The sequence below is a fragment of the Salinisphaera sp. S4-8 genome, assembly GCF_040361235.1.
Classification (GTDB): Bacteria; Pseudomonadota; Gammaproteobacteria; order Nevskiales; family Salinisphaeraceae; genus Salinisphaera.
This window is the reverse complement of the sequence record NZ_APNF01000015.1, coordinates 44,654-70,478: the sequence shown is the minus strand read 5'-3', so window position 1 is coordinate 70,478 and position 25,825 is coordinate 44,654. Positions and strand designations below refer to the sequence as shown.

Here is a 25,825-nt window from a genome sequence, read left to right as displayed (position 1 = left end):
GTAGTATGCCGCGCTAACTGCAGTACACACAAAAAAGGCGCGGCCTCGAAAGACCGCGCCTTTTATCTGACCAAGCGACTCGGCCTGGCGAGACGCCGTTTACTTGTTCGGCTGCTTGGTCATGCGCAGGTACGGCTTGAGCTCGTTCCAGCCATTCGGGAAGTGCTTTTCGGCTTCCTCGTTGGACAGCGCGGGCGAGACGATCACGTCGTCGCCGTCTTTCCAGTTCGCCGGCGTGGTGACCTTGTAGTTGTCGGTCAGCTGCAGCGAATCGATCACACGCAGGATTTCGTCAAAGTTACGCCCGGCGCTCTTCGGGTAGGTGAGCGTCATGCGGATCTTCTTGTTCGGGTCGATCACGAACACGCTACGCACCGTGGAGGTGTCACCCTCGCCCGGGTGAATCATGTCGTAGAGCTCGGAGACCTTGCGGTCGGTGTCGCCGATGAGCGGGAAGTTCACGCCGCAGCCCTGGGTTTCCTCGATGTCCTTGGACCAGGCCTTGTGATCCTCGACCGAGTCCACCGAGACGACGATCGCCTTGGCGTTACGCTTGGCGAATTCGTCCTTGAGCTTGGAAGTCGCACCGATTTCGGTGGTGCACACCGGCGTGAAGTCGGCGGGATGGGACATCAACACGCCCCACTGGTCGCCCAGCCATTCGTGGAAGTTGATTTCGCCTTCCGTGGTGTCGGCATTGAAATCGGGTGCGGTATCGCCCAGTCGCAAACTCATGTCGCATACTCCATCGTTGTTGTGGCGCGACTATAACAGTGCCTTTTCGCCGCCACTAAATAACTTTCACTTAGGTTTTTATTCTGGGGCCGGCTTCGCGCAGGACAAGACCGGCGTGTTATCGCGCATTGCATCGCAAACTTCTAGAATGCGCGCCATGAACGATACGCAAAAATCCGCCGAAGCCCGCATGGTCTATGTGACCTGCCCCGATATCGAAACCGCCCGCACGATCGCCAGCGCCCTGGTCGAACACCACGAGGCGGCCTGCGTGAATATCGTGCCCGGTTTGGAATCGGTCTATCGCTGGCAGGGCAAAATCGAGATCGACAACGAACTGCTGCTGCTCATCAAGACCCGGGCCGAGCGGATTGACGATATCCAGGCCCGCGTGGCCGCCCTGCACCCCGACGATGTGCCGGAAATGGTGGCGGTGCCGATCATCGAAGGCGCCACGGCCTATCTCGACTGGCTCGAAGCGCAAACCGGGCGGTCGTGAACGCCGCCATGCATTCAGTTCGGGCACGCGTACTGCTGGCGCTGGCGGCTTGTCTGCTGGCCTTGTGCAGTGCGAGCGCTGCGGCGGCGAACGACTTCCTGCCCGTCGACGAGGCCTTCGTGCCCAGCGCCGAGCGCACCGCCGACGGCGATGTGGCCGTAACCTGGCAAATCGCCGACGGCTATTACCTGTATCGCCACGCCTTCGACTTTAAGCTCGTCGACGCCGAGCCGGCCATATCCGGCGATGCCCAGTTTCCGAGTGGCGAAAAACACACCGACGAGTTCTTCGGCCCGGTAGAAAGCTATCGCGACAGCGTGCGCGTGGTGCTGGCGGTGCTGGGCGATACGCCGCTGCCGCCGGGCGCGCGTATTCAGGTGACCTATCAGGGCTGCGCGGACGCCGGCCTGTGTTACCCGCCGCAGACGAAAACACTGGATATCGCGGAGGCACCCACCGCCACGGCGGATGCGAATTTTGCCGCGAACGCCGACACCGGCGACAGCGGCTTTCTCACCCAGCAGGACGATCTGGCCGGCCGGCTCGCGAGCGCGGGCACCTTACCCACGCTGGGTCTGTTCTTCGTGTTCGGGCTGTTACTGGCGTTCACGCCCTGCATCCTGCCGATGATCCCGATTCTGTCGGGGCTGATCGTCGGCGCCCAGGCCACGCCGGCACGGGCTTTCACGCTTTCGCTGACCTATGTGCTGGCGATGGCCGCAGCCTATACCGTGTTCGGCGTGATTGCCGGCTATTTCGGGGCGAACCTGCAGGCGGCCCTGCAGATGCCGGCCGTACTCATTCCCTTTGCGGTGATCTTCGTACTGCTGGCACTGGCCGCCTTCGGCCTGTTCCAGCTGCAGATGCCGGCCCCGATTCGCCAGCGCGCCAGCGCCATCGGCGCCCGCCGGGGCGGGCTCGCCGGCGCGGCGCTCATGGGGTTCTTTTCGGCATTGATTGCCGGGCCCTGTCTGGCGCCGCCGCTGGTGGGCGCGCTGCTCTACATCTCCAGCAGTGGCGACATGGTGCTCGGCGGCGCGGCGCTGTTCATGCTCGGGCTCGGCATGGGTGTACCGCTAATCCTCATCGGCGTATTCGGCGCCCGGCTGATGCCCCATGCCGGCGCCTGGATGAGCGAGGTGCAGATTCTGTCCGGCGTGATTCTGCTGGCGGTCGCCCTGTGGCTGCTTACGCGCATTCTGCCCGCGCCGGTGAGCCTGGCCGGCTGGGCGTTGCTGGCACTCGGCTATGCCAGCTATCTGTCCACGCTCGAGCCGGCCGCACGGGCCGGGCGTGCGATTGTGCGCGCCGTAGCATTCCTGTTGTTCGTCTATGCCGGGGCGGCCACGCTTGGCGTACTCGCCGGCGCACACAACGCTACCGCACTGCGCCCGCTCGCCCCGCTGATCGGCGCCGCGACGAATACCGCCTCGAAGGACGCCACCACGGATTCGCCCTTTACCCGCGTGGCCAATCTCGACCAGCTCCAGGCCGCACTGGCCAGCGCACGCGAGAACGGCCGCCCCGCGGTGGTGGATTTCTATGCGGACTGGTGCGTGGAGTGCGTACAGATGGAACACGGTCTGTTTGCCGAAGCCTCGGTACGCCAGGCCCTGTCCGAGGTAGTGGCCCTGCAGGTGGATGTCACCGACTACGACAGCGCCGACCGTGCGCTCATGCGCGAGCTCAACGTATTCGGCCCGCCCACGGTGCTGTTCTATCGCCCGGACGGCAGCGAAGCCGCCGACCAGCGCCTGATTGGCACAATCGATAGCGCCGGTTTCATTGAGCGCCTGCAACGCCTGGAACAACCCTCATGAATCGTGTGATGGCGCGGATTGTGGGTATCGGCCTGCTGGCAGCGGTCGTAGTCGCCGGTGTATTCGTCTATTGGAACAGTGCGAACGAGCAGCCGTACCGGCCGGATTTCACCCTGGCCGATCTCGACGGCAAACCCCATGCGATCGCCGACTACGACGGTCAGGTGGTCGTGCTCAACTTCTGGGCCAGCTGGTGCAAGCCCTGCCGCGAAGAAGTGCCCATGCTCATCGACGCCCAGCGCGAATACGGCGATCAGGGCCTTCAGATTATTGGCATTGCCGTCGATAAACCCGTGGCAGCGGCCGAATTCGCCAAGCGCTACGACATCAACTACCCGGTTCTGGCGGACGCCACCGAAGGCGCACGTATTCAGGATCGGTATACCGCCGAGGGCGCGCCGGCGGGTGTATTGCCGTTCACTGCCATCATCGACCGCGACGGCAAGGTGGTCGCTCGTATTGCCGGTGCGCTGAATCATGCGCGATTGTCCGATATCGTGCAGCCATTGCTCGAAAAAAGCGCATCTGCGACCAAAGACTGAGCCCATGCGTACAACGCCGCCGAACGGCCGTCGCGATGCGGCGCGGCTGGCCTGAACGTCGCCGAATTATCGACAATACGGTAGCGAACGGTCGCGAAAACACTTTCTTTTCGGTTGTAACGTCCATTTCCTTGGGGCAGACTCCGAGCATCGCCATCCAAGGACGGGCTGCGTGGCTCATTTTCTGCTGCTCAACGGACCCAATCTCAATCTGCTCGGCAGCCGCGAGCCGGACGTCTACGGCCACGACACGCTCCCCGACATAGAACGCCGCCTGCAAGCGCGCGCACAGGAACACGGCCACAGCCTCGCCTGTTTCCAGTCCAACAGCGAAGGCGAACTCATCGATCGCATCCACGCCGCGCGCGATGAAAACGTCGCCTGTGTGCTGTTCAATCCTGGTGCATTCACGCATACGAGCATCGCCCTGCGCGATGCCCTGTTGGGCACACAGCTGGCCTGTATCGAAATCCATCTTTCCAACACCGCGCAACGCGAAGCGTTTCGCCATCATTCCTATATCGCCGATATCGCGATCGGCACCATCACCGGTTTTGGCGCGCACGGCTATGTCATGGCCCTGGACGCCGCGATGACGCGCACCGCCGAGACCACCGAGGAGAAGTAGCACCCCATGGATATTCGCAAGCTCAAAAAGCTCATCGAGCTGGTCGAGGACTCCGGCATCGCCGAACTCGAAATCACCGAAGGTGAAGAGTCGGTCCGTATCGGCCGCTATCCGGCGCCCGGCAGCATCCCGGCCGCGCCGCCGCAGCCGACAGCCGCTGCGCCAGCGCCTGCCCCCGCGCCTGCCGAGACCAGTAACGCCAGCAACAGCAGCGACGACGACGAAGACGACACCCCGGAAGGCCATATCGTGCGCTCGCCCATGGTCGGTACCTTCTATCGCGCGCCGGCGCCGGATGCCAAGCCGTTCGTGGAAGTGGGCGACAAGATCGGGCCCACCGACACGCTGTGCATCATCGAAGCCATGAAGATGCTCAACCAGATCGAAGCCGAAGTCGCGGGCGAAGTGAGTGCCGTGCTGGTGGAAAACGGCCAGCCGGTCGAGTTCGATCAGCCGCTGTTCGTCGTTAGATAAACCGAACCTCGACCCGATGATTGTCGCTCGTGTTCCGTTTTCGGAGCCGATCGACCCGATAGAGGGACAGTGAGTGCGCACTGCCAGACAACGACCGACCGCGCCGCCCCGAGGGGCTGGCGGCGCCGGTCACAGAGAGGTTTTTGCATGCTAGGCAAAGTATTGATCGCCAATCGCGGCGAGATCGCGCTGCGTATCCTGCGCGCCTGCCGCGAACTGGATATCCCCGTGGTCGCGGCCTACTCCACCGCCGACCGCGAACAAAAACACGTGCTGCTGGCCGAGGAAGCCGTGTGTATCGGCCCGGCCGACAGCTCGAAGAGCTATCTCAACATGGCCGCCATCATGAGCACGGCCGAAGTCGCCGGTGCCAGCGCCATTCATCCGGGCTACGGCTTTCTCTCCGAGAACGCGGATTTCGCCGAAAGCGTGGAGCAGTCCGGCTTTATCTTCATCGGCCCGCGCGCGGAAACCATCCGCCTGATGGGCGACAAGACCTCGGCCATTCAGGAAATGAAAGCCGCGGGCGTGCCCTGCGTGCCCGGTTCCGGCGCACCGCTGACCGCCGACGACGCCGCCAATCGCAAGCTGGCGCAGAAGATCGGCTTTCCGGTCATCATCAAGGCTGCCGGCGGCGGCGGCGGACGCGGCATGCATGTGGTCTACGAGGCCAAGGCTCTGGCCGGTGCCATCGACATGGCGCGCCGCGAAGCGGCCAGCTTTTTCGGCAACCCGGCCGTGTACATGGAGAAATACCTCGAGCTGCCACGGCATATCGAGGTTCAGGTGCTGGCCGACAACTACGGCAACGCGATTCATCTGGGCGAGCGCGATTGTTCGCCGCAGCGTCGCCACCAGAAAGTGGTCGAAGAAGCGCCGGCGCCCGGCATCACGGCTGAAGAGCGCGAACATATCGGCAAGCTGTGTGTGGATGCCTGCAAGCGCATCGGCTATCGCGGCGCGGGCACCTTCGAATTCCTGTACGAAAACGGCGAGTTCCATTTCATCGAAATGAACACGCGTATCCAGGTCGAGCATCCGGTCACGGAAATGATCACCGGCGTGGATCTGGTCGCCGAACAGCTGCGTATCGCCGCGGGCCACGAACTGCGCTACAAGCAGGAAGACATCCAGCTGCGCGGGCATGCCATCGAATGCCGTATCAATGCCGAGCACGCCGAGACGTTCGTGCCCTCGCCCGGCAAGATTCAGGCTTACCACGCGCCGGGCGGGCCGGGTATTCGCATGGATTCGCATATCTATGCCGGCTACAGCATTCCGCCCTATTACGACTCGCTCATCGGCAAGCTCATCGCCCACGGCGATACCCGCCATGCCGCCACCGCGCGTCTGGACATGGCCCTGTCGGAGATGGTCGTCGAGGGCATCAATACCAATATCGCCCTGCATAAACGCATCATCCACGACCCGTCGCATATCGAGGGCGGGGTATCGATCCACTGGCTGGAAAAGAAACTCAAGGATGAAAGCAGCCGTGGCTGAGGGACCCGCCTGGCTGCAGATTACCGTCGAGACGCCCCGAGCATCGCTGGCCGAGGCGGTCTTCGAAAGCTTCGACGCCGAAGCGGTTACCGTGCTCGATGCCGGCGACGACATCACCGTCGAGAACACGCCCAACGAGCAACCGGCCTTTGCCGATTCACGTATCACCGGCTTGTTCACCGACGGCACCCGTGCGGAGCCGATCGAGGCAGCACTACGCGAGGCGCTGGGCGCAGACGCGACCATTCGTATCGACCGCCTGGAAAACGAGGATTGGGCCAGCGCGTGGCTGGCCCAGCATCCGCCCATCCGTTTCGGCGCGCGGCTCTGGATCGCTCCGCACAATGCCCCGGTGGCGGCCGACGATGACGCCGTCGTCGTGCGTCTGGATCCCGGGCTTGCCTTTGGCACTGGTACCCACCCCACCACGGCGCTGTGTCTGGGCTGGCTGGCCGAGGCCGATCTGGCCGGCAAGCAGGTGCTCGACTACGGTTGTGGCTCGGGCATTCTCGCCGTCGCCGCCGCGCGCCTGGGCGCGGCATCGGTCACCGCGGTGGATATCGACGATCAGGCAGTACGCGCGACCCGCGAGAATGCCAAGCGCAACGGCGTGCTCGATCGTATCCATACGCCGGCACTGGATGCGATCGGCGATCGCGAGTTCGATATCGTGCTCGCCAATATCCTGGCCAAGCCGCTGATCGCACTCGCGCCCACGCTCACCGCCCACGCCGCGCCTGGCGCGCCGCTGGTGCTCTCGGGTCTGCTGACACGCCAGATCGACGACGTACAAAATGCGTATACCCGCGCATTCACGTTCACCGAGCCGGCCATCGAGGACGATTGGGTCCGCCTGAACGGCAAGCGCCGCCTTGCATGACGACGAATAGCCGAAAGTCGTCTTTCTCTGCGGGCGAAATGCCGTTATAGTTTTGCGCCTTGTCCCTGCCCACGCGCCCGTTTCGAATGTCGAAGATCGACCAAGACGCCGCCCAGCCGCTCAGCCATTATGTGGGCGCCAGTCTCGATCGCTATTTCGATTCGCTCAACGGTTGCGCGCCGCCGCGCGATCTTTACCAGATGGTGCTCGCGCAGGTGGAAAAGCCACTGCTCGAGCGCGTGCTCGATTACAGCCAGGGCAACCAGTCGCGCGCGGCCGAAATGCTGGGCATCAATCGCGGGACGCTGCGTAAGAAATTGCGCACCTACGCGCTCGACCGTTAGACCGCCGATACACGGCACGCATCTTCCCACCCGCACAGCGGGTGTTTTTATTTCAATCGACCACACTCCGTTTTCCGGACAAAGGCTATCGTGAGCTCTACCGAACACGCCCCCATCCGCCGCGCCCTGATCAGCGTTTCCGACAAAACCGGCGTCGCCGCGTTTGCCAAGACGCTGGCCGAACAACACGGCGTCGAAATCCTGTCCACCGGCGGCACGGCCCGCGTACTACGCGAAGCCGGCGTTGAGGTGGTCGATGTAGCCGCCCACACCGGCGCGCCGGAGATCATGGACGGGCGCGTTAAAACACTACATCCGAAGATTCATGGCGGCATTCTCGGCCGGCGCGGTCAGGACGACGACGTGATGGCCGAACAGGGCATCGCGCCCATCGACCTGGTGGTGGTCAATCTCTACCCCTTCGAACAGACCGTGGCCGACCCGAACTGCCCGCGCGATCAGGCCATCGAGACCATCGATATCGGCGGCCCGGCCATGCTGCGTGCCGCGGCCAAGAACCACGCCTTCGTGACCCTGGTCGTGGATGCTGCGGACTACGACGCCGTACTGGATGATCTGAGCGCCCATGGCGGCACGCGTACCGCCACCCGCCGTCGTCTGGCTGCAAAGGGCTTCAACCATACCGCCGGCTACGACCGTGCCATCGCCGACTATCTGCAGGGCGACGAGAGCACGCCCGACAGCGAAGCCGAAGACGTGCTGCCTGCCCGCTTCGCGGCGACCTATACCAAGCGCCAGGATCTGCGCTACGGCGAGAACCCGCACCAGCGGGCGGCCCTCTACGCCGCCTCCACCCCGGTGGCCGCGAGCCTGGTGGATGCCCGTGTATGCCAGGGCAAGGCGCTGTCCTACAACAATCTGGCCGATTCCGACGCGGCCCTGGCCTGCGTACGCGCCTTCGACCAGGCCCCGGCCTGCGTGATCGTCAAGCACGCCAACCCCTGTGGTGTGGCCGTCGGTCCCGACCTGAAGACCGCCTACGAGCGCGCCTTTGCCACCGACCCCACCTCGGCCTTCGGCGGCATCATCGCGTTCAACGAGACCCTGGACGTGGACACGGCGAACCAGATTCTGGCGAACCAGTTCGCAGAAGTGATCCTCGCGCCGCGCATCGACGACGCCGCACTGGCGGCCTTCGCCAAGAAGAAGAATCTGCGCGTGATCGCCACCGGCGACTTCAAGGCCGATGCCGAACCGAAGCTCGCCATGCGCCAGATCGCGGGCGGGCTGTTGGTACAGGATGCCGATACGCTGCTGTTCGACCGCGACAAGCTCGATGTGGTCACCCAGGCCCAGCCCGACGGCACCCAGCTACAGGACCTGCTGTTTGCCTGGCGGGTAGCCAAATACGTGAAATCCAACGCCATCGTCTATGCCCGCGACGGGCGCACGATCGGCGTGGGCGCGGGCCAGATGAGCCGCGTGGATTCAGCCCGTATCGCCGGCATCAAGGCCCGCGACGCCGGGCTGGAAGTGGCCGGTTCGGTCATGGCATCGGATGCCTTCTTCCCTTTCCGCGACGGCCTGGACGCCGCCGCCGAAGCCGGCGTGAAGGCCGTGATCCAGCCCGGTGGCTCGATTCGCGACGACGAAGTGATCGCCGCCGCCGATGAAGCCGGCATTGCCATGGTCTTTACCGGCATTCGCCACTTCCACCACTAGGGCCGCTGCGGGCCGGGCGCAACACCCGGCCCGACTGCGCTGGATCGAGCCGATCGGGCGCTCGATACATATCTGGGTAATTTTTCCCAAAAATTTGACAGCTTGCTAACCCCTTGTCGTCAAATCCTTTTGCCGCAAAAGACGGCTTTCCGACGCGAATTTCGTGTTTGCGCCAATTAATTGGCGCGTGCTAACGGTTGCTTCCGACCGATCACAAATAAAACGACTCGGGCAAAACGACAAAAATGCCTCGAAGTTGTCGGAGGAGAACCCGATGCGCACGACCCTGTCCGCGGCGACGACGGCCGCCCTGGCTTTCTGTTTGTCATCCAGCCCGGCGCTGGCCGCCCTCGACGACGGCGTATTGGGCAAGCTGCTCAATGCCGGCAAGCCGGATACGCCGGCACAGAGCGACTCCGCCGATACGGCTCCGGCATCCGCGGACACTGCGTCTACGGCCAGACCCGCGGCCGCGCCACGGGGCGCCGAGGCGAACAACCTGCCGCCGCAGATCGGCGGTCATTTCAGCGAACCCTTTGCCGAACCTACCCTCGTGGTCGACGGCAAAACGGTCGAAACCGACGAACGCTGCCTGACGCGCGAGGACGGCACGCTGAGCTGCAAGCCGGCGGCCGGCACGGTGGCCAATCTCGGCGACGGCCGCTTCGTCTATCTCAATGCCCTGGAAGGCACCGAGAACGTGGAGCTGTCGATCGTGGCCGAGTTCGGCGAGGTCACCGTCAACGATCAGTCGCGGGTACTCAGCCTGGGCGAAGACGACACCCCGTCGTGGAAAAAACCCTCCCCGCTCGACGGCGGCGCCAACCCGCAGGGCAACGACAGCGAAACCATCGCGCGCGGCCTGCCGGGTGTGCCCGACGGCATTCTATCCACCGCCGACAACACCGCGAAGAACGATGGCGCCCTGTTCTGCGCGGACGTGGTATTCCTTGCCGATGGCCGCATGATGGCCGTGGGCGGCACCGACTATTACACCGAGCCCGGCGTGGACGGCCTGCCGGTGGGCGTGGTCGAACTGGAAGGGCTCAAGTCCTCGCGTATCTTCGACCCGCAAAGCAATACGTGGACGCAAAGCGGCGACATGACTTTCGGGCGCTGGTACCCCACCCTCGTGACCCTCGCCGACGGTGACGTGTTCGTGGCCAGCGGTGTCACCAAGCTGCTCAAGCCGGTGTATCCGGAACAGCCGTTGAACTCGGGGCGCAACGTCACGCAAACCGAAACCTACGACCTGGATACCGGCCGCTGGAGCGAGAATGGCGACGCCGCACAGCGCTCGCTACCGCTGTTCCCGCGCCTGCACCTGCTGCCCAACGGCCAGGTCTATTACAACGCCGGCGGCCAGGCCTTCAATCCGTTCGGCCAGGCCTATGATCAGGTGCTCTGGAATATCGTGGCCGCCTACGATCCGGACACCCAGCAATGGACCGATCTGGGCTATGCCGGGCTGCCGCTCAAGTTCAACGAAATCGGACTCAAGGAACTGACCAGCACCCTCAACCCGACCAACCTGAACGGCAAACAGGTCACCAGCCTGCTTGGCGATCTGGTGGGCACCACCGCCAGCAATCCCGCGGCCGCAATCGAGCAACTCGCCGATACGCCGGTGGATGCCCGCACGCTGGAACGTACGATCGGCTCTGGCATGCGCGGGTCGACCTTCTCGGCCATGCTGCCGTTGCGCCCGGATGAAAACGGCGGCTACCACGAAGCCGAGTTCCTGACTGCAGGCGGTGTACCCACCTACGTCACCGTGGGCAGCCCCGGCGGCTATCTGCCGGTGTCGTCCTCGCGTATCGATACGGTCGAGGTCAACGGCGACGACATGCGCTATTCCTCGCGGCTGACCGGGCCGCTGAGCCGGCCGCGCTGGTACAGCTATTCCGTGGTCATGCCTGACGACAGCGTCATGATCTTCTCCGGCGGCGATCGGGACGGCGTGGTGGTCCCCGGGGCGGAAGGCGCGATCCGCGAAGCCGAACGCTTCGATCCGCAGACTGAAACCTGGCGGGTGATGACGCGAGCGCATCGCAAGCGCACCTACCACAACACGGCGTTGCTGATGCCCGACGGGCGCGTGCTCGTCGGCGGCCATTCGCCGATCAACACGGCCTACGCATCGAACATCAACCTCGACAGTATCGGCCTGGCCAACTACGAAAGCCGCGACCCCTCCTTCGAGATCTATACCCCGCCCTACGCCATGCGCAGCGACCGGCCCGTGATCGAGAACGCGCCCACCGACCTCGAAACCAACGGCGACACCTTCACCATGACGGTGAGCAACCCGGCCGTGGATCAGGTCATGCTCATTCGCCGCACGGCCACCACGCACCTGGTCGACGGCGACCAACGCGCCGTGGAGCTGCCGATCGTTTCGCGTAGCGGCAACACGCTCACGGTGCAGATGACGGCCAACCCCGCAGTACTGCCCGCGGGCCAGTACATGCTGTTCGCGAGTTTCCAGGCCGCCGACGGCAAACGCGTACCGTCGGTGTCGACGCCCGTAGGCGTGGCCCCGAACCCGGCCGGCCAGGGTGAGATCAATCAGCCCGAACCGGCGGCCCCGATTGCCGACGGCGAAGACAGCAAAGGGCTGGTCGGCGGCCTGTTAGCCGGCGACCGCCTGCTGGGCAGCGGCCAGGCGGCGGACGACGTATCGCCGATCATGCCGATCACCGATCTGCTGTCCGGTGTGACCAGCATCATTCCGGCACCGGGCGAGTTGATCGAGGGCGCGCCCGCGGTGGGTGAGGAACTCACCCAGGCCGGCAAGCGCGCCGCGGGCGTGGGCGTGGATACCGCCACGAGCCTGCCCGAAGCCGGCAAGGGCCTTGCCGAGGATCTCGGCGGAAGCGCCGGCAACAACAAGGCAGACGGCGAATGATGCGCCGTCTGTCCATACGCCGGCTCGTTGCGACGAGCCGGCACTTCACCCTGCTGATACTTCTGGGCGCAAGCGCTCTGGCCCACGGCCATGCCGGGCATTCCGGCAACGAATACGACGCGACCGTGCGTGCCGTGCTCGATCCGCTGCCGGCCGAGCTCGAGGGCGTACGGGTACAGCTACGTCGTACCCTTGCCCCGCAGCTGCTCGTGGCCAATCCGGGCGAGCGACCGCTGACGATATTGGATGACAACGGACGTGCGTTTCTGCGCATCGGCGACGGCGTTGTCGAAGCCGACCTGGGCGCCGCGGCGTTTCACCGCAGCAATACGCTCATGGCGCCGGGCACCTTCTCTGCCGATGCCTCTCGCGCACCGAACTGGCAGGTGGTCGAACCGGCCGCGAACTGGGGCTGGTTCGATTTGCGTCTGCGCACCGACACCGTCGCCGTAGCGGACACCGTTCGCCGGGAAGGCAAGAGCGCCGACGTCGGCGAATGGCGCATCCCCGTGCAATATGGCGATACACGCAGCGCCATCAGCGGCCGTTTTCAGTTCGTGCCCGAACCCACCGGCATTCCGGAGGCCCGTGTGACGAACGCATTGGCCTCGAACGTTGTGGTGCGCGCCATGAACGGCAGTGCGCGGGCCGGGCTGTTCCTGTCCTATGCCGGCGATGCCGCACTGGTGGTGCACGGCGCCGACGCCGAGCCCATGCTGCGCTTCGACAAGCGCGGCGTGGCGGTGAACCGGCATAGCACGACCTGGCAGCAGGCCGCGCCTGCCGGCGCGCCCGGCTACGAGGCCGGCAATGGCGTGAGTTGGGCCGAGATTTCGAGCCAGCCACGCTATGGCTGGGTCGATCCTCGTATCGGCCACCTCGGTGAGGTCGAGTCCGATGACAATGACGACGTGATCAAGCGCTGGTCGATCCCGGTGACGATAGGCGAACACGAGGATGCGATCCAAGGCGTGACCGAATGGAAGCCGGTGGCGCCGATCGCCCGGGCGCCGTGAGCGCCAGCCGCCTCGCCATCGCGGCGTCACTGGCGCTGGCAATGGGCGCGGTCGCAAATGCGGCCGCCAAGACAGTCGAAGTGCATCGCCTCAGCGACGATGGGCCCCGCGCATCCGTCGGGGTCGTAACGTTCTCCGACACTGAACACGGGCTGCTGGTGACGCCCGATCTTCACGACCTCGAACCGCCCGGCTTGCACGGCGCCCATATCCATAGCCATGCCGACTGCGGCGCCGCAGCGAAAGACGGGCACATGACGATAGGGGCCGCTGCCGGCGACCATTACGACCCGCACGATACCGGCCGGCATGGCGGCCCCTACGGTCAGGGTCATCTCGGCGATCTGCCCAATCTCGCGGTCGAGCCCGACGGTTCGGCGACCATTCCGGTTCTGGCACCACGCCTGCGCGTCGCCGATCTCGCCGGGCGCTCGATCATGATCCACGCGGGCGCCGACCGCTACCAGCACCACGCGGCGTCGAACCACGCCCACGGCAAGGGCGGCGCACGCATGTACTGTGGCGTGATCGAATAGACGCGGGGCCGTTGCTTTACTGCCTGAGCTGGGGAACCGCTTGCGCGCGCAGCTACCTACAAGTCGAAGATAGTCAGGCCGGTAAGCCGTTCCGGTGGCAAGCCGTAGCCGACACGGCTGGTTCCTTGCGCCTGGCGCTGGCGCTCTAGCCCGCAGCCGGCAACAGGGTCACCACCACCTCGCGATTATGCGGGGCGCTACGGTGCTCGTAGAGATAGATGCCCTGCCAGGTGCCCAGGTTGAGCGCGCCATCGGTGATCGGCACGGTCAGATCCATGCCGGTCAGAATGCTGCGAATATGGCCGGGCATGTCGTCGGGGCCTTCCATGTCGTGCACGAACATCGGGTCGCCATCGGTCACGGCCTTGGCCATCCAGCGCTCCACATCCTCGCGCACATCCGGATCGGCGTTTTCGCAGATCATCAGCGAAGCGGACGTATGCCGAATGAATACATGGCATACGCCGGTCGCCACGCCCGCCTCGCGTACCACCGCGTTGACGTCGTCGGTGATATCCCGTGTCGAACGGCCGGGTGTCTGGAATGAAAGCGTGCGTTGCATGCGTTTAACCGTGGCGCCTTTCACCGGGATTACAAGGGCGTTGCACATGGGACATCTGTTGTCCGCAGATCTACACGGATCAAGCGGGTTGATCGAGCGCGAAAGAGCAGGACGCCTTCAAGTATCGGACCGGGCGGCGTCGGTCTTCCTTGAAAACAATCCGCAGATTTCGCAGATTACACAGATTGAAGACAGGTCTTCTGCGGGCGGCGTCGCTACAAAACGCATCGAAACGACCTGATTTTGCTGTCTGTGTGTTTTTGGCGCGCCCATTCACGTGCGTCTGCGTACGCTAATCGCTTCTCTTAATTAATCTGCGCAATCTGCGTAATCTGCGGTTTGTCTTGACGGATGCCGACGGACCACGCGAGCAAACTACCGGCGATCGCCAAGTAAGGCTGACGAGGTTCGCTTTTCGCGTCGTCGATCTGTACGGCTCTGCGTTCATTCGCGGCGGGAACGACCGCGCTGCTCTCATTCCGCGAGCTTGGCCGCCAGCATCTGATTGACTTCCTTCGGATTGGCCTTGCCTTTCGAGGCTTTCATGACCTGGCCGACGAGGAAGCCGATGACCTTGGTCTTGCCTTCGCGGTACTGCTGCACCTGATCCGGGTTGTCGGCGATCACCTGATCGACGAAGCCTTCGATTTCGCCGCTGTCGGTGATCTGCTTGAGGCCCTTGGCTTCGATGATGGCGTCGGCGGATTCGCCCTCACCCTGAAACAGGGCTTCGAATACGTCCTTGCCGATCTTGCCAGAGATGGTGTTATCCGCCACGCGGGCGATCAGCCCGCCCAGTTGTTCGGCGCTCACCGGGGAATTGACGATCGCGAGCCCTTCGCGATTGAGCGCGCCGGACAGGTCGCCCATGATCCAGTTCGCCGCCGGCTTGCCGTGCTTCGCCGTGTCGCCACCCACGGCCGCCACCGTGGCCTCGAAATAGTTCGCCAGTGCACGCGACTGGGTCAGCGCGGCGGCATCGTCGCGGCCGAGCGCGTACTCGGCCATGAAGCGTTCGCGCTTGGCATCCGGCAGCTCGGGCAGATCCGCCCGCGCGGCCTCGACGAACGCGTCGTCGATGACCACCGGCAACAGATCCGGGTCCGGGAAGTAGCGATAATCGTGGGCTTCTTCCTTGCTGCGCATTGAGCGTGTTTCGTCGGCGTCCGGATCGTAGAGCCGGGTTTCCTGCACGATCGTGCCACCCGATTCGAGCACGTCGATCTGGCGCTCGACCTCGAACTCGATCGCCTTTTCCAGAAAGCGGAAGGAGTTCACGTTCTTGGTTTCGGTACGGGTACCGAACTCCGTCGAGCCGACCGGGCGTACCGATACGTTGGCGTCCACGCGGAAGGAGCCTTCCTGCATGTTGCCGTCGCAGATGCCCAGATACTGAACCAGCGCATGCAGCTTGCGCGCATAGGCCACTGCCTCGGCCGCGCTGCGCATCTCCGGCTCGGATACGCATTCGACCAGCGGCGTGCCGGCGCGGTTGAGATCGATGCCCGTTTCGCGATCGAAAGCTTCGTGCAGCGACTTGCCGGCGTCTTCTTCCAGATGCGCACGGGTGATGCCCACCCGCTTTTCCGTGCCATCCGGCAACACGATATCCAAGTGACCATTGGCCACGATCGGCAGCTCGAACTGGCTGATCTGGTAGCCCTTGGGCGAGTCGGGATAGAAATAGTGCTTGCGCGCGAACACCGATTTCGGCGCGATGTCTGCATCAATGGCCAGCCCGAACAGCGTGGCCATGCGAATGACCTGGCTGTTGATGACGGGCAGTACGCCGGGCAGCGCGATATCCACCGCGCTGGCCTGCGTGTTCGGCTCGGCCCCGTAAGCGGTCGGCGCGGTGGAAAAGATCTTGCTACGAGTCGCGAGCTGGATATGCACTTCCAGCCCGATCACGGTTTCCCAGGCCATTATTCGAACCCTGCCGGACGCTTGGTGTGCCAATCGGTGGACTGCTGGTAGGCATGGGCCGCGCCGAGCAGCCGCGCCTCCTCGAACCAGGGCGCAAGCAGCTGCAGGCCCACCGGGAGTCCATCCACGAAGCCCGCCGGAACGGACATGCCGGGCAACCCGGCCAGGCTCGCCGGCAGTGTGTAGACGTCGTTGAGATACATCGACACCGGATCGTCCAGTTTTTCGCCCAGCTTGAAGGCCGGCGCCTGGGTCACGGGCGCGGCGATCAGATCGACCCCCTCGAAAGCCTGAATGAAGTCGCCCGCGATCAGCCGGCGCGTCTTCTGAGCCTTGAGATAATAGGCATCGTAATACCCTGCGGAGAGCACATAGGCGCCGATCATGATGCGGCGCTGCACCTCGCGACCGAAGCCCTCGCCACGCGAACGGGTATACAGATCTTCCAGATCCACCGGGTTGTCGCAGCGATAGCCATAGCGCACGCCGTCGTAACGGGCGAGATTGGAAGACGCCTCTGCGGGCGCCAGCACGTAGTAGGTCGAGACCGCCAGATCGGTATGCGGCAGCGTGATTTCCACGATTTCGGCGCCGCGGGCCTCGAATTCGGCAATCGCCGTATCGATGACCTGGCGGCTGGCCGCGTCCAGCCCTTCGGCGAAATACTCTCTCGGCAGGCCGACCTTCATGCCCTTAAGAAAATCATCGCCCTGGCCGGCCAGCGCGTCGCTGTAATCGGGTACCGCGCGTTCGACGCTGGTGGAATCGCGCGCGTCGAAGCCGGCCATGGCCTGCAACACAGCGGCGCAATCCTCGGCCGAGCGCGCGAAACAGCCGCCCTGATCCAGGCTCGAGGCAAAGGCGATCATGCCGTAGCGTGACACGCGCCCGTAGGTGGGCTTGATGCCGGTCACACCACACAACGCCGCCGGCTGACGGATCGAGCCGCCGGTATCGGTGCCGGTGGCCGCCGGCACGAGGCCCGCCGCCACGGCCGCAGCCGACCCGCCCGAAGAGCCGCCCGGCACGTAGTCCGTGTTCCAGGGATTGCGCACCGGACCATAGAAACTGGTTTCGTTGGACGAGCCCATGGCGAACTCATCCATATTCGTCTTGCCGAGCGTCACGGTACCCGCGCCGGCCAGACGCTCGACCACGCCGGCATCGTAGGGTGCGACGAAGTTGTCGAGCATGCGCGAGCCGCAGCTGGTACGCACCCCCTGGGTACAGAAAATATCCTTGTGCGCGATCGGCAGGCCAGCCAGCGACGCGCCGGCCGCTTCGCCGTTGTCGATCGCGCCGGCACGCGCACGCGCCGGCTCGGCGCTACGGCTGATCAGCGTATTCAGCGCCGTGTCGTGGGAGTCGATACGCGCGAGGAAATGGTCGGTCAGTTCGAGCGCGCCGATTTTTCTGGCGGCCAGATCGGCGACCAGTTCGCGAATACTGCGGATATCGCTCATTCGATCACCTTCGGCACGAGATACACACCATCGGCGACGGCGGGCGCGATCGCCTGGAAGGCGTCGCGCGTGGTCACCTCGACCGCCTCGTCGGCGCGCAGACGCGCGGCCAGATCCAGCGGGTGGGCCATGGGTTCCACATTAGTGGTATCGGCTTTTTCCAGGCTCGCGACCACGTCGAGAATATTCGACAACTCACCCGCATATTCGGCGATCTGGTCGTCATCGAGCCCCAAACGGGCCAGATGAGCCACATTGCGGACCTGATCTTCGCTCAGACTCACAGCAATTCTTCCAAGTAGTACATGGCGTGAAAACACAGCGGGCACCCGCCGCGCGGGGCTAAAACTAGCATAAGTGCCATGGCGACCGTCGTCAGCGTTGCCGTTACGCAAGCCCGTTGCTAGCATTGCGCTCCTGAAGAACCTGTGACCTATTCACAGGGTCGCTTGCGCGCCGCCATGCAACTTCGCGGTGCCCGCCGCGCGTGTTGATCACGCGCTTTTTTGTACTTGCCCTCGGGTGTGCTTCACATGTTCGACAACTTTCGCGGCCTGTTTCTCAACGATCTCTCGATTGATCTGGGTACGGCCAATACGCTGATTTATGCGCGCGACCAGGGCATTGTGCTCAACGAACCCTCGGTGGTGGCCGTGCGCATGGACGCGCGCGGCGGCAAGCGTATCGAGGCCGTCGGCCACGACGCCAAGCGCATGCTCGGCCGTACGCCGAACCACATCACCACGATTCGTCCGCTCAAGGACGGCGTGATCGCGGATTTCACGGTCACGGAGAAGATGCTCCAGCACTTCATCCGCAAGGTGCACAAGAAGCGCATGTTGCGGCCGATGACGCGGGTGCTGGTCTGTGTGCCCTACGGCTCGACCCAGGTGGAACGCCGCGCGATTCGCGAGTCCGCCTCCAACGCCGGCGCACGCCGTGTGTATCTGGTCGAGGAACCGGTGGCCGCAGCGATCGGCGCCGGCATTCCCATTGGCGAGGCACGCGGCTCGATGGTGCTGGATATCGGTGGCGGCACCTCGGAAGTGGCGGTGATCTCGCTCAACGGCATCGTCTATGCCGAATCGGTACGCACCGGCGGCGACAAGTTCGACGAGGCGATCGTCAATTACGTACGCCGCCAGTACAACATGCTCATCGGCGAATCCACTGCCGAATCCATCAAACAGCAGATCGGCACCGCGTTCCCGGGCCATGAGGTCAAGGAAATCGAGGTGGTCGGGCGTCATCTGTCGGCAGGCGTGCCGCGCGCGTTCACGCTCAATTCCAACGAAGTGCTGGATGCGTTGCAGGAACCGCTGTCGAACATCACCAGCGCGGTGAAGCTGGCGCTGGAGTCCACCCCGCCGGAACTGGGCTCGGACGTCGCCGAGCGCGGCATCGTGCTGACCGGCGGCGGCGCGCTGCTGGCCGATCTGGACAAGCTGATTTCCGAGGAAACCGGCCTGCCGGTGATCGTCGCCGACGATCCGTTGACCTGTGTGGCCCGTGGCGGCGGCATTCTGCTGGAAATGATCGACCGCAAGACCGGCCAGCTGCTCGCGCTCGAATAAGACGGCGGTTCGTGGCCTTCTGGCTGCCACGACAGTTGCGAAGGCCCGTGCGCCAGCCTAATCTGGCGCGATAATTCGGTTTATTCCACGGTTTCAGGGGCGTTGAGTGCGCGGACTCGCCGAGGACGACAAATCATCGTTGCTGGGTCGCCGCATCACGCCGGGCCTTCGAATCGTCGCGATCGTGGTCATCTCCATTATCCTGATGATGGTCGACCACGCCACGACCTCACTTTCGCCGATTCGTAGCACGCTCGCGGTCGCGACCCAGCCGATCCAGATGATCGCTGAACTGCCCGGCGAGGTGGCCCACTATATGGGTCGCTATTTCGATCGCGGCCAGCTCATCGCCGACAACGAAGCCCTGGAGCAGAAAGTACTGCTGCTACAGGCGCGTTTGCAGCGCCTGGCCTCGCTACAGGCCGAGAACGAGCGTATTCGCGCCCTGCTCGCCTCGGCCAGCTCGCTGGATCAGAACGTGTTGATCGCGCGTATTCTGTCGGTCAGCCCCGATCCCTACCGGCATTACATCAAGCTCAACAAGGGCTCGACCGACGGCGTATTCGTCGGTCAGGCGCTGGTGGATGCCAACGGCATCATGGGCCAGGTCACCGATGTGACCCCCATGGGGTCGCGCGCGATCCTGATTACCGATGCCAACCACGGCATTCCGGTGGAAATCAATCGGACCGGCCTGCAGACCATTGCCCAGGGCAGCGGCAAGACCAACGAACTGCGCCTGCCGTTTCTGGCCAACAACGCGGATATCCAGGTCGGCGATCTGCTGGTGACCTCGGGCCTGGGCGGACGTTATCCGGCCGGCTATCCGGTGGCCGAGGTCACCAGCGTCGTGCACCAGCCGGGCGACGAGTTCCTGGATGTCGTCGCTACGCCGACCGCCCATCTCAATCGTGGCCGCGAAGTGCTGCTGGTCTGGACCGACAATACGACCGACCCGACCGCTCAGCCCGAGGCTGACAGCGCGGCCGCGGCCGATGGCAATGCGCGCGGCGACACACCGGCTCCATGATTATCGAGCGCCGCGTCAGCGGCCTGCTGATTCTCGCCACGCTCGGCGGCGCGCTGCTTCTTGCCCTGTTGCCATTGCCGGACACGCTCTCGGCGATCCGCCCGGCGATCTATCCGGCCACGGTACTGTTCTGGGTGCTCATGCAGCCGGCCAGCTTCGGTCTACTCGCAGCCTGGGCCTGCGGTATCCTCATCGATGTCATCTACGGCACGCCGCTGGGCGAACATGGTCTGGCGCTGGCGCTGGCCGGTTATGCGGTCATTCGCATGCGCGAACTGCTGTGGACCTTGCCGATCTGGCAACAGGGCATCCTGTTGCTGCCGGTTTTCATACTCTATGAGTTCGCGCTGTTCTGGATCGACGGCGTGGCCGGCGCCGAAGTCGATCAGTGGTGGCGCTGGCTACCCGTGGCCACGACGGTTCTGGTCTGGCCATTCTGGGCGGCATTGCTGGAACGCATCGCCGAATTAGAGGTCGGATAGTCCAGGGAATTCAAGATATCGGCGCTAAGCGCCTGATGCGACGGGTAAAGCCCTGTGCTGCCCGCCGTGCGAACCGACGCCGCAGCCGGTTCGCGCCATACCGACACATCACACAGGGGCACGGGAGTCTTTAACGCCGCATGGTCACCGATAACGCCATCAAGAATCATGCTGCCGAACGGCGCATGTTTTTACTGCGTACCGCGATCGCGGGCGCGGCGATCATGGTGCTCGTCGGCGTACTGCTGTTTCGCGTGGGTTTTCTGCAGGTTCTGCGCCACGGCTATTACGAAACCCGCTCGCAGGACAATCGCATGCGCGTGCAGGTGATGCCGCCGGTACGCGGGCTGATCTACGACCGCAATGGTGTCGTGCTTGCCGATAATCTGCCCGCCTATCGCCTGGAAATCGTGCCCGAACAGGTCGACGATCTCGATGCCACGCTCGACCGGCTGTCCACGATCGTGGAAATACGCGATGCCGACCGCCAGCGTTTTCGCGACCGGGTGGCCAAGACACCGCGTTTTCGCGGCGTGCCGATCCGGCTCAACCTCAGCCAGCGTGAGGTCGCACGCTTCGAGGTCAACCGCGGCGACTTTCCCGGGGTCGAGATTCGCGCGGGGCTGACCCGGCATTATCCGCTGGGCGACGTGGCCGCCCACCTGGTCGGCTATGTCGGCGGCATCACCCTGCAGGATCTGCGCCGGGTCGACGAAAAGCGCTATCGCGGCTCCAATCACATCGGCAAATCCGGCGTGGAATACAGCTACGAATCACGCCTGCACGGCGAACCCGGCTCGCGTGTGGTGGAAACCAACGCCAGCGGACGGGCACTGCGCGAGCTGGAAATGCATCGCCCGGTCGCCGGCGAAAGCCTGTTTCTGACTATCGATGCCCGGCTGCAGCGGGCCGCCTACGAAGCCCTGGGCGATCAGGACGGCGCCGTGGTGGCCATGGACCCGAAGACCGGCGGCCTGCTGGCTCTGGTATCCAAGCCCAGCTACAACCCGGACCTGTTCGTCGACGGCATCAGCCACAAGAACTATCAGCAGCTTATTGCCGACCCGCACAAGCCGCTGTTCAACCGCGCCCTGCAAGGCCAGTATCCGCCCGGGTCCACGGTCAAGCCGGTGATGGCACTCGCCGGGCTGGAAACCGACCAGATCGCGGCCGACAAGCAGGTCTGGTGCCCCGGCTTTATCACCCTGCCGGGCAGCAACCATCGCTATCGCGACTGGAAGCGTTCCGGCCACGGCTGGGTGGACATGCCCGAGGCGATCTTTCGATCGTCGGACGTGTATTTCTACAAGCTCGGCCTGAAGCTGGGTATCGACAACATCCATCGCTACGGTGCGTTGTTCGGGCTGGGCTCGCGTACCGGCATCGACCTGCCGCGCGAGAATTCCGGCATCATGCCGTCTCGCGCCTGGAAAAACGGCACCCGCAATCAACCCTGGTTTCCCGGCGAAACCCTCAATACGATCATCGGTCAGGGCTTCATGACGACCACGCCGTTACAGCTGGCCCAGATGACCAGCCGCATCGCCGAACGCGGCGGCGGCTACAAACCGCACGTGCTGCGTAGCTGGCGTGATCCAATCGATGGCCAAATGCATCAGTCCAAGCCCACGCCCCTGCGCCCGATCACGCTCAACGATCCCGCGCACTGGGATGTCGTGATCAGCGGCATGCAGCAGGTGATCAGCAATCCGCGCGGCACCGCCCATTACTATGTGGGCAAGAACCTGGACTACAGCATTGCCGGCAAATCCGGTTCTGCCCAGGTCACCAAGCTCGCCCAGAACCAGGCCGCGCCGGATCTCGAAGATGTCGAGCATCAGTTTCGCGACCATGCCCTGTTCATTGCCTTTGCGCCGATCGAGGACCCGGAGATCGCGGTTGCGGTGCTCGTCGAACACGGCGGCGGCGGCTCGAGCGTGGCCGGTCCGGTCGCGCGCAAGGTCATCGATGCCTTTCGTAGTCAGCCACCGGTGTTGCAGGCCTCCACGGGGACGGGCGGATGAGCGCGAACGCCACCAACACCCCGTCGACACTTTCCGAATGGCTGGTCTACTGGCGTATCGACCTGCAATTGCTGGTTGCCCTGGCCTGCTGCGCCGCGCTGGGGCTGTTCGTGCTCTACAGCGCATCGGGTCAATCGACTTCGGTGGTCATCAATCAGGCCATCCGCCTGGGCATCGGCCTGCTGGGCATGATCGTGGTCGCCCAGATACCGCCGGAATGGTTTCGCGTGGCCGCGCCCTGGGTATTCGGCTTTGGCGTGTTTCTGCTCGTACTCGTGGTACTGCTGGGCGATACGGCCATGGGCGCGCGCCGCTGGCTTGATCTGGGCGTGGTGCGTTTTCAGCCCTCGGAGCTAATGAAGCTGGCCGCGCCGTTGACCGTGGCCGCCTATTTTCGGGATCGCAGTCTGCCGCCCAATCTCAAGGATGTCGGCGTCGGCGCATTGCTGATCGCGGTGCCGGTATTGCTGGTGGCCGACCAGCCGGATCTGGGCACGGCGTTGCTCATCGCCGCGGCCGGCAGCTTTGCGCTATACTTTGCCGGGCTGCGCTGGCGGATCATCCTGCTGCTGGTGCTGGTGGCCGCCGCCGCAGCGCCGTTGCTGTGGTACAACATGCACGACTACCAGCAGGAACGGGTGCTCACCTTCCTCAACCCGGCGCGTGATCCCACCGGCGCCGGCTATCACATCTCGCAATCCAAGATCGCGATCGGCTCGGGCGGGCTATTCGGCAAGGGCTGGCTCAACGGTAGCCAGGCGCATCTGAATTTCCTGCCGGAGTCGGATACCGACTTCGTATTCGCCGTATTCGCCGAAGAAACCGGCCTGTTCGGCGTGATCGCGCTGCTTGCGCTGTATTGCTTCATCGTCGCGCGTGGGCTGTATATCGCCCTCAAGAGCCAGGATACGTTTCAGCGTCTGGCCGCGGGCAGCCTGAGCCTGACATTCTTCATCTATGTATTCGTGAATATCGGCATGGTCGCCGGGCTGTTGCCCGTGGTCGGCGTGCCGTTACCGCTGATCAGCTACGGGGGCACCTCGATGGTGATCCTGCTGGCCTCGTTCGGCATTCTCATGTCTATCCACACCCATCGGAAACTGCTCGCCACATGACACGTTCCCTGATTGCGCTCGCACTGGCTGTGACCTGTGCGCCCATGATCGCGACCGCGGCGACCGGCAACTATGCCCAGCGCCCGGAAGGCCAGGCCCTGCTCGAGCGCCTGCAAGACACCGACGGTGTGGATATCGACGCCGCACGCGCCCTGCTCGAAGACGCTGAATACCAGCCCAAGATCGTGGCCACGATGCGCAAGCCCGCCGAGCGCACGCTCACCTGGGCCGATTACCGGCCGATCTTTCTGCAGCCCGAACGCGCGCGCAAGGGCGCGGCCTATATCGAAAAGCATCGCGCACTGTTCGACGCCGCCGAGGCCGAATACGGCGTGCCGGCGAACATCATCGCCGCGATCGTGGGCGTGGAAACCAAATACGGCGCATTCATCGGCCGCGATCGTGTGCTCGATGCGCTGGCCACGCTCGGTTTCGACTATCCCGAACGCTCGGCTTATTTCGTCAAGGAACTCGAGAACTTCATCGTGCTCTGTGTCGAGGAAGACCTCGCCTGCGATCGCGAGATCGGCTCCTATGCCGGCGCCATGGGCCTGCCCCAGTTCATGCCGTCGAGCTATCGCGCCTATGCCGTGGACGGCAACGACAACGGCAAGCGCGATCTGTGGGAAGAGCCGGCGGATATCATCTATTCGGTCGCCAACTATCTGGCCGAACACGGCTGGCAGCGCGGTGCGCGCGTGGCCCTGCCGGCCTGGATCGGCGACGATGAAAACCTCGATGCAATCGAACGCAGCAAGCGCAAGCCCGCCTATCGCTGGGACGCGCTCGACCGTCTGGGCGTACGCGTGGACGACCCGCCGCCGGACAGTGCCCAGGTCGGGCTGCTCGAGTTCGCCGGCGCCCACGGCACCGAATACTGGCTCGGGCTGAATAATTTCTTCGTGATCACCACCTACAACCACAGCCCGTTGTATGCCATGGCGGTCTACCAACTCGGCCAGGAGATCGCCTACGCGCGTCAGCACGACGCCAGCGACGGCGAGTCGTCGCAATGATGCGCTGGCAGCCCACCCTGGCCCTGACCTGCGCGGCACTGATCGTAGCCGGCTGCGCGAGTCAGCCGCGCGGCAGTTCGAACACCAGCGCGTCCAGCCCGCAGGCCAGCAAGGGTGGCGGTTACTACCAGAACGACGGCCCGCCGGACGACGAGAACATCGATATCGATTCGATTCCTGATGCCGTGCCGCGTGACGAGCCTTATTCGCGCTATGGCAACCCGGCCAGCTACGAAGCGCTGGGCAAGACCTACTACGTGCTGCCCAGCGCCGCCGGCTTTACCCAGACCGGGCGCGCCAGTTGGTACGGCAAGCAGTTTCATGGCCGGCGCACCTCCAGCGGCGAGCCATACAACATGTTCAAGATGACTGCCGCGCACAAGCGCCTGCCGATCCCCAGCTATGTGCGGGTGACCAATCTGGATAACGGCAAACAGGCCATCGTGCGCGTCAACGACCGCGGCCCGTTCCACGACGGACGTATTATCGATTTGTCCTATGTTGCCGCCCGGCGTCTGGGCGTGGTCGCCCATGGCAGCGTGCCGGTACGTATCGAAACCGTCACCCCGGCGAGCATGCGCGCAGAACAACGGGAGCGCAGCCCTAACACGCAAACAGCCGCAGCTACCCCGCCGCGGCGCCCGAGCGCCAGTGCACCGCGCGCCACGCCGGCCGCCAACGCGCGCAGTGCGGCCGCTGCTAGCCCACCGGCACGCGCGATCAAGGTCGCCAATCGCATCGATTCGCCGGGTGCCGGCAACGCCGAGGGCACGCTGTATCTGCAGACCGGCGCGTTTGGCGATCCATCCAATGCGCAGCGGCTGCGTAAACGCCTGCAGAATGCCGGTTTTGCCGGTGTGTCGGTGGTCGAATCCGACGGCGCCAACACGATCTATCGCGTCCAGCTGGGCCCCTACGCCGATGAACGCACCCGCGCGCTGAACGGGCAGATCCTGCGCGAGCAGGGTTTTACTGCCCAGAAGGTCGATCGTTAGCCCGAAACCCTGCCAAAGCGCTAAACTGCCGCGCCTGGCGATTGTCCAAATTTGTCCTGTCAAAGAGCCG

At 64.1% G+C, this 25,825-nt stretch carries 25 protein-coding genes; 20 read left to right on the top strand and 5 right to left on the bottom strand.

All coding sequences use genetic code 11. The features are described from left to right. Positions 1-99: 99 nt before the first annotated feature. Complete coding sequence (locus tag S4A8_RS17400; RefSeq protein WP_353180592.1) at positions 100-735, bottom strand: peroxiredoxin; 636 nt, start codon at positions 733-735, stop codon at positions 100-102. A gap of 157 nt (positions 736-892) precedes the next feature. Here S4A8_RS17400 and cutA point away from each other — a divergent pair, with 157 nt between their 5' ends. The 12 genes from cutA (at position 893) to S4A8_RS17340 (ending at position 13,568) form a co-directional block, all read left to right on the top strand. Beyond that, positions 893-1,234, top strand: coding sequence for a divalent-cation tolerance protein CutA (gene cutA / locus S4A8_RS17395; RefSeq protein WP_353221106.1), 342 nt, complete (start codon positions 893-895; stop codon positions 1,232-1,234). Positions 1,235-1,242: 8 nt separating this feature from the next. Beyond that, positions 1,243-3,054, top strand: a complete 1,812-nt coding sequence (gene dsbD / locus S4A8_RS17390; protein ID WP_353221105.1) for a protein-disulfide reductase DsbD — start codon at positions 1,243-1,245, stop codon at positions 3,052-3,054. Then, positions 3,051-3,596, top strand: a complete 546-nt coding sequence (locus tag S4A8_RS17385; protein WP_353221104.1) for a TlpA family protein disulfide reductase — start codon at positions 3,051-3,053, stop codon at positions 3,594-3,596. Before dsbD ends, S4A8_RS17385 begins: the two co-directional genes overlap by 4 nt. 172 nt (positions 3,597-3,768) lie before the next feature. Continuing rightward, complete coding sequence (gene aroQ, locus S4A8_RS17380; RefSeq protein WP_353221103.1) at positions 3,769-4,224, top strand: type II 3-dehydroquinate dehydratase; 456 nt, start codon at positions 3,769-3,771, stop codon at positions 4,222-4,224. A gap of 6 nt (positions 4,225-4,230) precedes the next feature. Continuing rightward, a complete protein-coding gene (gene accB / locus S4A8_RS17375; protein WP_353221102.1) occupies positions 4,231-4,698 on the top strand; it encodes an acetyl-CoA carboxylase biotin carboxyl carrier protein in 468 nt (155 codons plus the stop codon). Positions 4,699-4,845: 147 nt separating this feature from the next. Continuing rightward, positions 4,846-6,201, top strand: coding sequence for an acetyl-CoA carboxylase biotin carboxylase subunit (gene accC, locus S4A8_RS17370; protein ID WP_353221101.1), 1,356 nt, complete (start codon positions 4,846-4,848; stop codon positions 6,199-6,201). Continuing rightward, a complete protein-coding gene (gene prmA / locus S4A8_RS17365) occupies positions 6,194-7,081 on the top strand; it encodes a 50S ribosomal protein L11 methyltransferase (RefSeq protein ID WP_353221100.1) in 888 nt (295 codons plus the stop codon). Before accC ends, prmA begins: the two co-directional genes overlap by 8 nt. 86 nt (positions 7,082-7,167) lie before the next feature. Next, entirely contained in the window at positions 7,168-7,425 is a 258-nt protein-coding gene (fis, locus tag S4A8_RS17360) for a DNA-binding transcriptional regulator Fis (protein WP_353180600.1), read from the top strand. Positions 7,426-7,515: 90 nt separating this feature from the next. Next, complete coding sequence (gene purH / locus S4A8_RS17355; protein ID WP_353180601.1) at positions 7,516-9,108, top strand: bifunctional phosphoribosylaminoimidazolecarboxamide formyltransferase/IMP cyclohydrolase; 1,593 nt, start codon at positions 7,516-7,518, stop codon at positions 9,106-9,108. Positions 9,109-9,382: 274 nt separating this feature from the next. Next, entirely contained in the window at positions 9,383-12,016 is a 2,634-nt protein-coding gene (locus S4A8_RS17350; RefSeq protein WP_353221099.1) for a galactose oxidase-like domain-containing protein, read from the top strand. After that, positions 12,013-13,032, top strand: coding sequence for a hypothetical protein (locus S4A8_RS17345; protein ID WP_353221098.1), 1,020 nt, complete (start codon positions 12,013-12,015; stop codon positions 13,030-13,032). Before S4A8_RS17350 ends, S4A8_RS17345 begins: the two co-directional genes overlap by 4 nt. Continuing rightward, the gene (locus tag S4A8_RS17340) at positions 13,029-13,568 is read left to right on the top strand and encodes a superoxide dismutase family protein (protein ID WP_353221097.1); all 540 of its coding nucleotides are present in this window, start codon (positions 13,029-13,031) and stop codon (positions 13,566-13,568) included. Before S4A8_RS17345 ends, S4A8_RS17340 begins: the two co-directional genes overlap by 4 nt. A gap of 145 nt (positions 13,569-13,713) precedes the next feature. Here the strand turns inward: S4A8_RS17340 and S4A8_RS17335 are convergent, their stop codons facing one another. Continuing rightward, positions 13,714-14,178: a secondary thiamine-phosphate synthase enzyme YjbQ gene (locus S4A8_RS17335; RefSeq protein WP_353221096.1), complete on the bottom strand. Its 465-nt coding sequence runs from the start codon at positions 14,176-14,178 to the stop codon at positions 13,714-13,716. On the opposite strand from S4A8_RS17335, the gene S4A8_RS17330 reads away from it, so the two are divergent. Next, on the top strand, positions 14,177-14,371 hold the full coding sequence (locus S4A8_RS17330; protein WP_353221095.1) for a hypothetical protein: 195 nt from the start codon (positions 14,177-14,179) through the stop codon (positions 14,369-14,371). The genes S4A8_RS17335 and S4A8_RS17330 overlap by 2 nt on opposite strands. A gap of 233 nt (positions 14,372-14,604) precedes the next feature. On the opposite strand, the gene gatB is transcribed toward S4A8_RS17330, so the two are convergent. The 3 genes from gatB to gatC are packed head-to-tail and all read right to left on the bottom strand — an operon-like array spanning position 14,605 to position 17,803. Next, positions 14,605-16,056 (bottom strand): Asp-tRNA(Asn)/Glu-tRNA(Gln) amidotransferase subunit GatB, encoded by a 1,452-nt coding sequence (gene gatB, locus S4A8_RS17325; RefSeq protein ID WP_353221094.1) that lies wholly within the window; start codon positions 16,054-16,056, stop codon positions 14,605-14,607. Beyond that, on the bottom strand, positions 16,056-17,519 hold the full coding sequence (gene gatA, locus S4A8_RS17320; protein ID WP_353221093.1) for an Asp-tRNA(Asn)/Glu-tRNA(Gln) amidotransferase subunit GatA: 1,464 nt from the start codon (positions 17,517-17,519) through the stop codon (positions 16,056-16,058). The genes gatB and gatA overlap by 1 nt, the downstream gene beginning before the upstream one ends. Continuing rightward, complete coding sequence (gene gatC, locus S4A8_RS17315) at positions 17,516-17,803, bottom strand: Asp-tRNA(Asn)/Glu-tRNA(Gln) amidotransferase subunit GatC (RefSeq protein ID WP_353180608.1); 288 nt, start codon at positions 17,801-17,803, stop codon at positions 17,516-17,518. The genes gatA and gatC overlap by 4 nt, the downstream gene beginning before the upstream one ends. Positions 17,804-18,052: 249 nt before the next feature. On the opposite strand from gatC, the gene S4A8_RS17310 reads away from it, so the two are divergent. The 7 genes from S4A8_RS17310 (at position 18,053) to S4A8_RS17280 (ending at position 25,755) form a co-directional block, all read left to right on the top strand. Continuing rightward, positions 18,053-19,093, top strand: coding sequence for a rod shape-determining protein (locus S4A8_RS17310; RefSeq protein WP_006915356.1), 1,041 nt, complete (start codon positions 18,053-18,055; stop codon positions 19,091-19,093). Between the two features lie 106 nt (positions 19,094-19,199). Next, on the top strand, positions 19,200-20,123 hold the full coding sequence (mreC, locus tag S4A8_RS17305) for a rod shape-determining protein MreC (RefSeq protein ID WP_353180609.1): 924 nt from the start codon (positions 19,200-19,202) through the stop codon (positions 20,121-20,123). Continuing rightward, a complete protein-coding gene (gene mreD, locus S4A8_RS17300; RefSeq protein ID WP_353180610.1) occupies positions 20,120-20,605 on the top strand; it encodes a rod shape-determining protein MreD in 486 nt (161 codons plus the stop codon). Before mreC ends, mreD begins: the two co-directional genes overlap by 4 nt. 140 nt (positions 20,606-20,745) lie before the next feature. Further along, on the top strand, positions 20,746-22,629 hold the full coding sequence (gene mrdA, locus S4A8_RS17295) for a penicillin-binding protein 2 (protein WP_353221092.1): 1,884 nt from the start codon (positions 20,746-20,748) through the stop codon (positions 22,627-22,629). Next, positions 22,626-23,744, top strand: coding sequence for a rod shape-determining protein RodA (rodA, locus tag S4A8_RS17290; RefSeq protein ID WP_353180612.1), 1,119 nt, complete (start codon positions 22,626-22,628; stop codon positions 23,742-23,744). Before mrdA ends, rodA begins: the two co-directional genes overlap by 4 nt. Next, positions 23,741-24,760 carry a lytic murein transglycosylase B gene (gene mltB / locus S4A8_RS17285; RefSeq protein ID WP_353180613.1) on the top strand — a complete coding sequence of 340 codons (1,020 nt, stop codon included), beginning with the start codon at positions 23,741-23,743 and terminating at the stop codon, positions 24,758-24,760. The genes rodA and mltB overlap by 4 nt, the downstream gene beginning before the upstream one ends. Continuing rightward, positions 24,757-25,755, top strand: a complete 999-nt coding sequence (locus S4A8_RS17280) for a septal ring lytic transglycosylase RlpA family protein (protein WP_353221091.1) — start codon at positions 24,757-24,759, stop codon at positions 25,753-25,755. Before mltB ends, S4A8_RS17280 begins: the two co-directional genes overlap by 4 nt. The last annotated feature ends 70 nt before the right edge of the window (positions 25,756-25,825 follow it).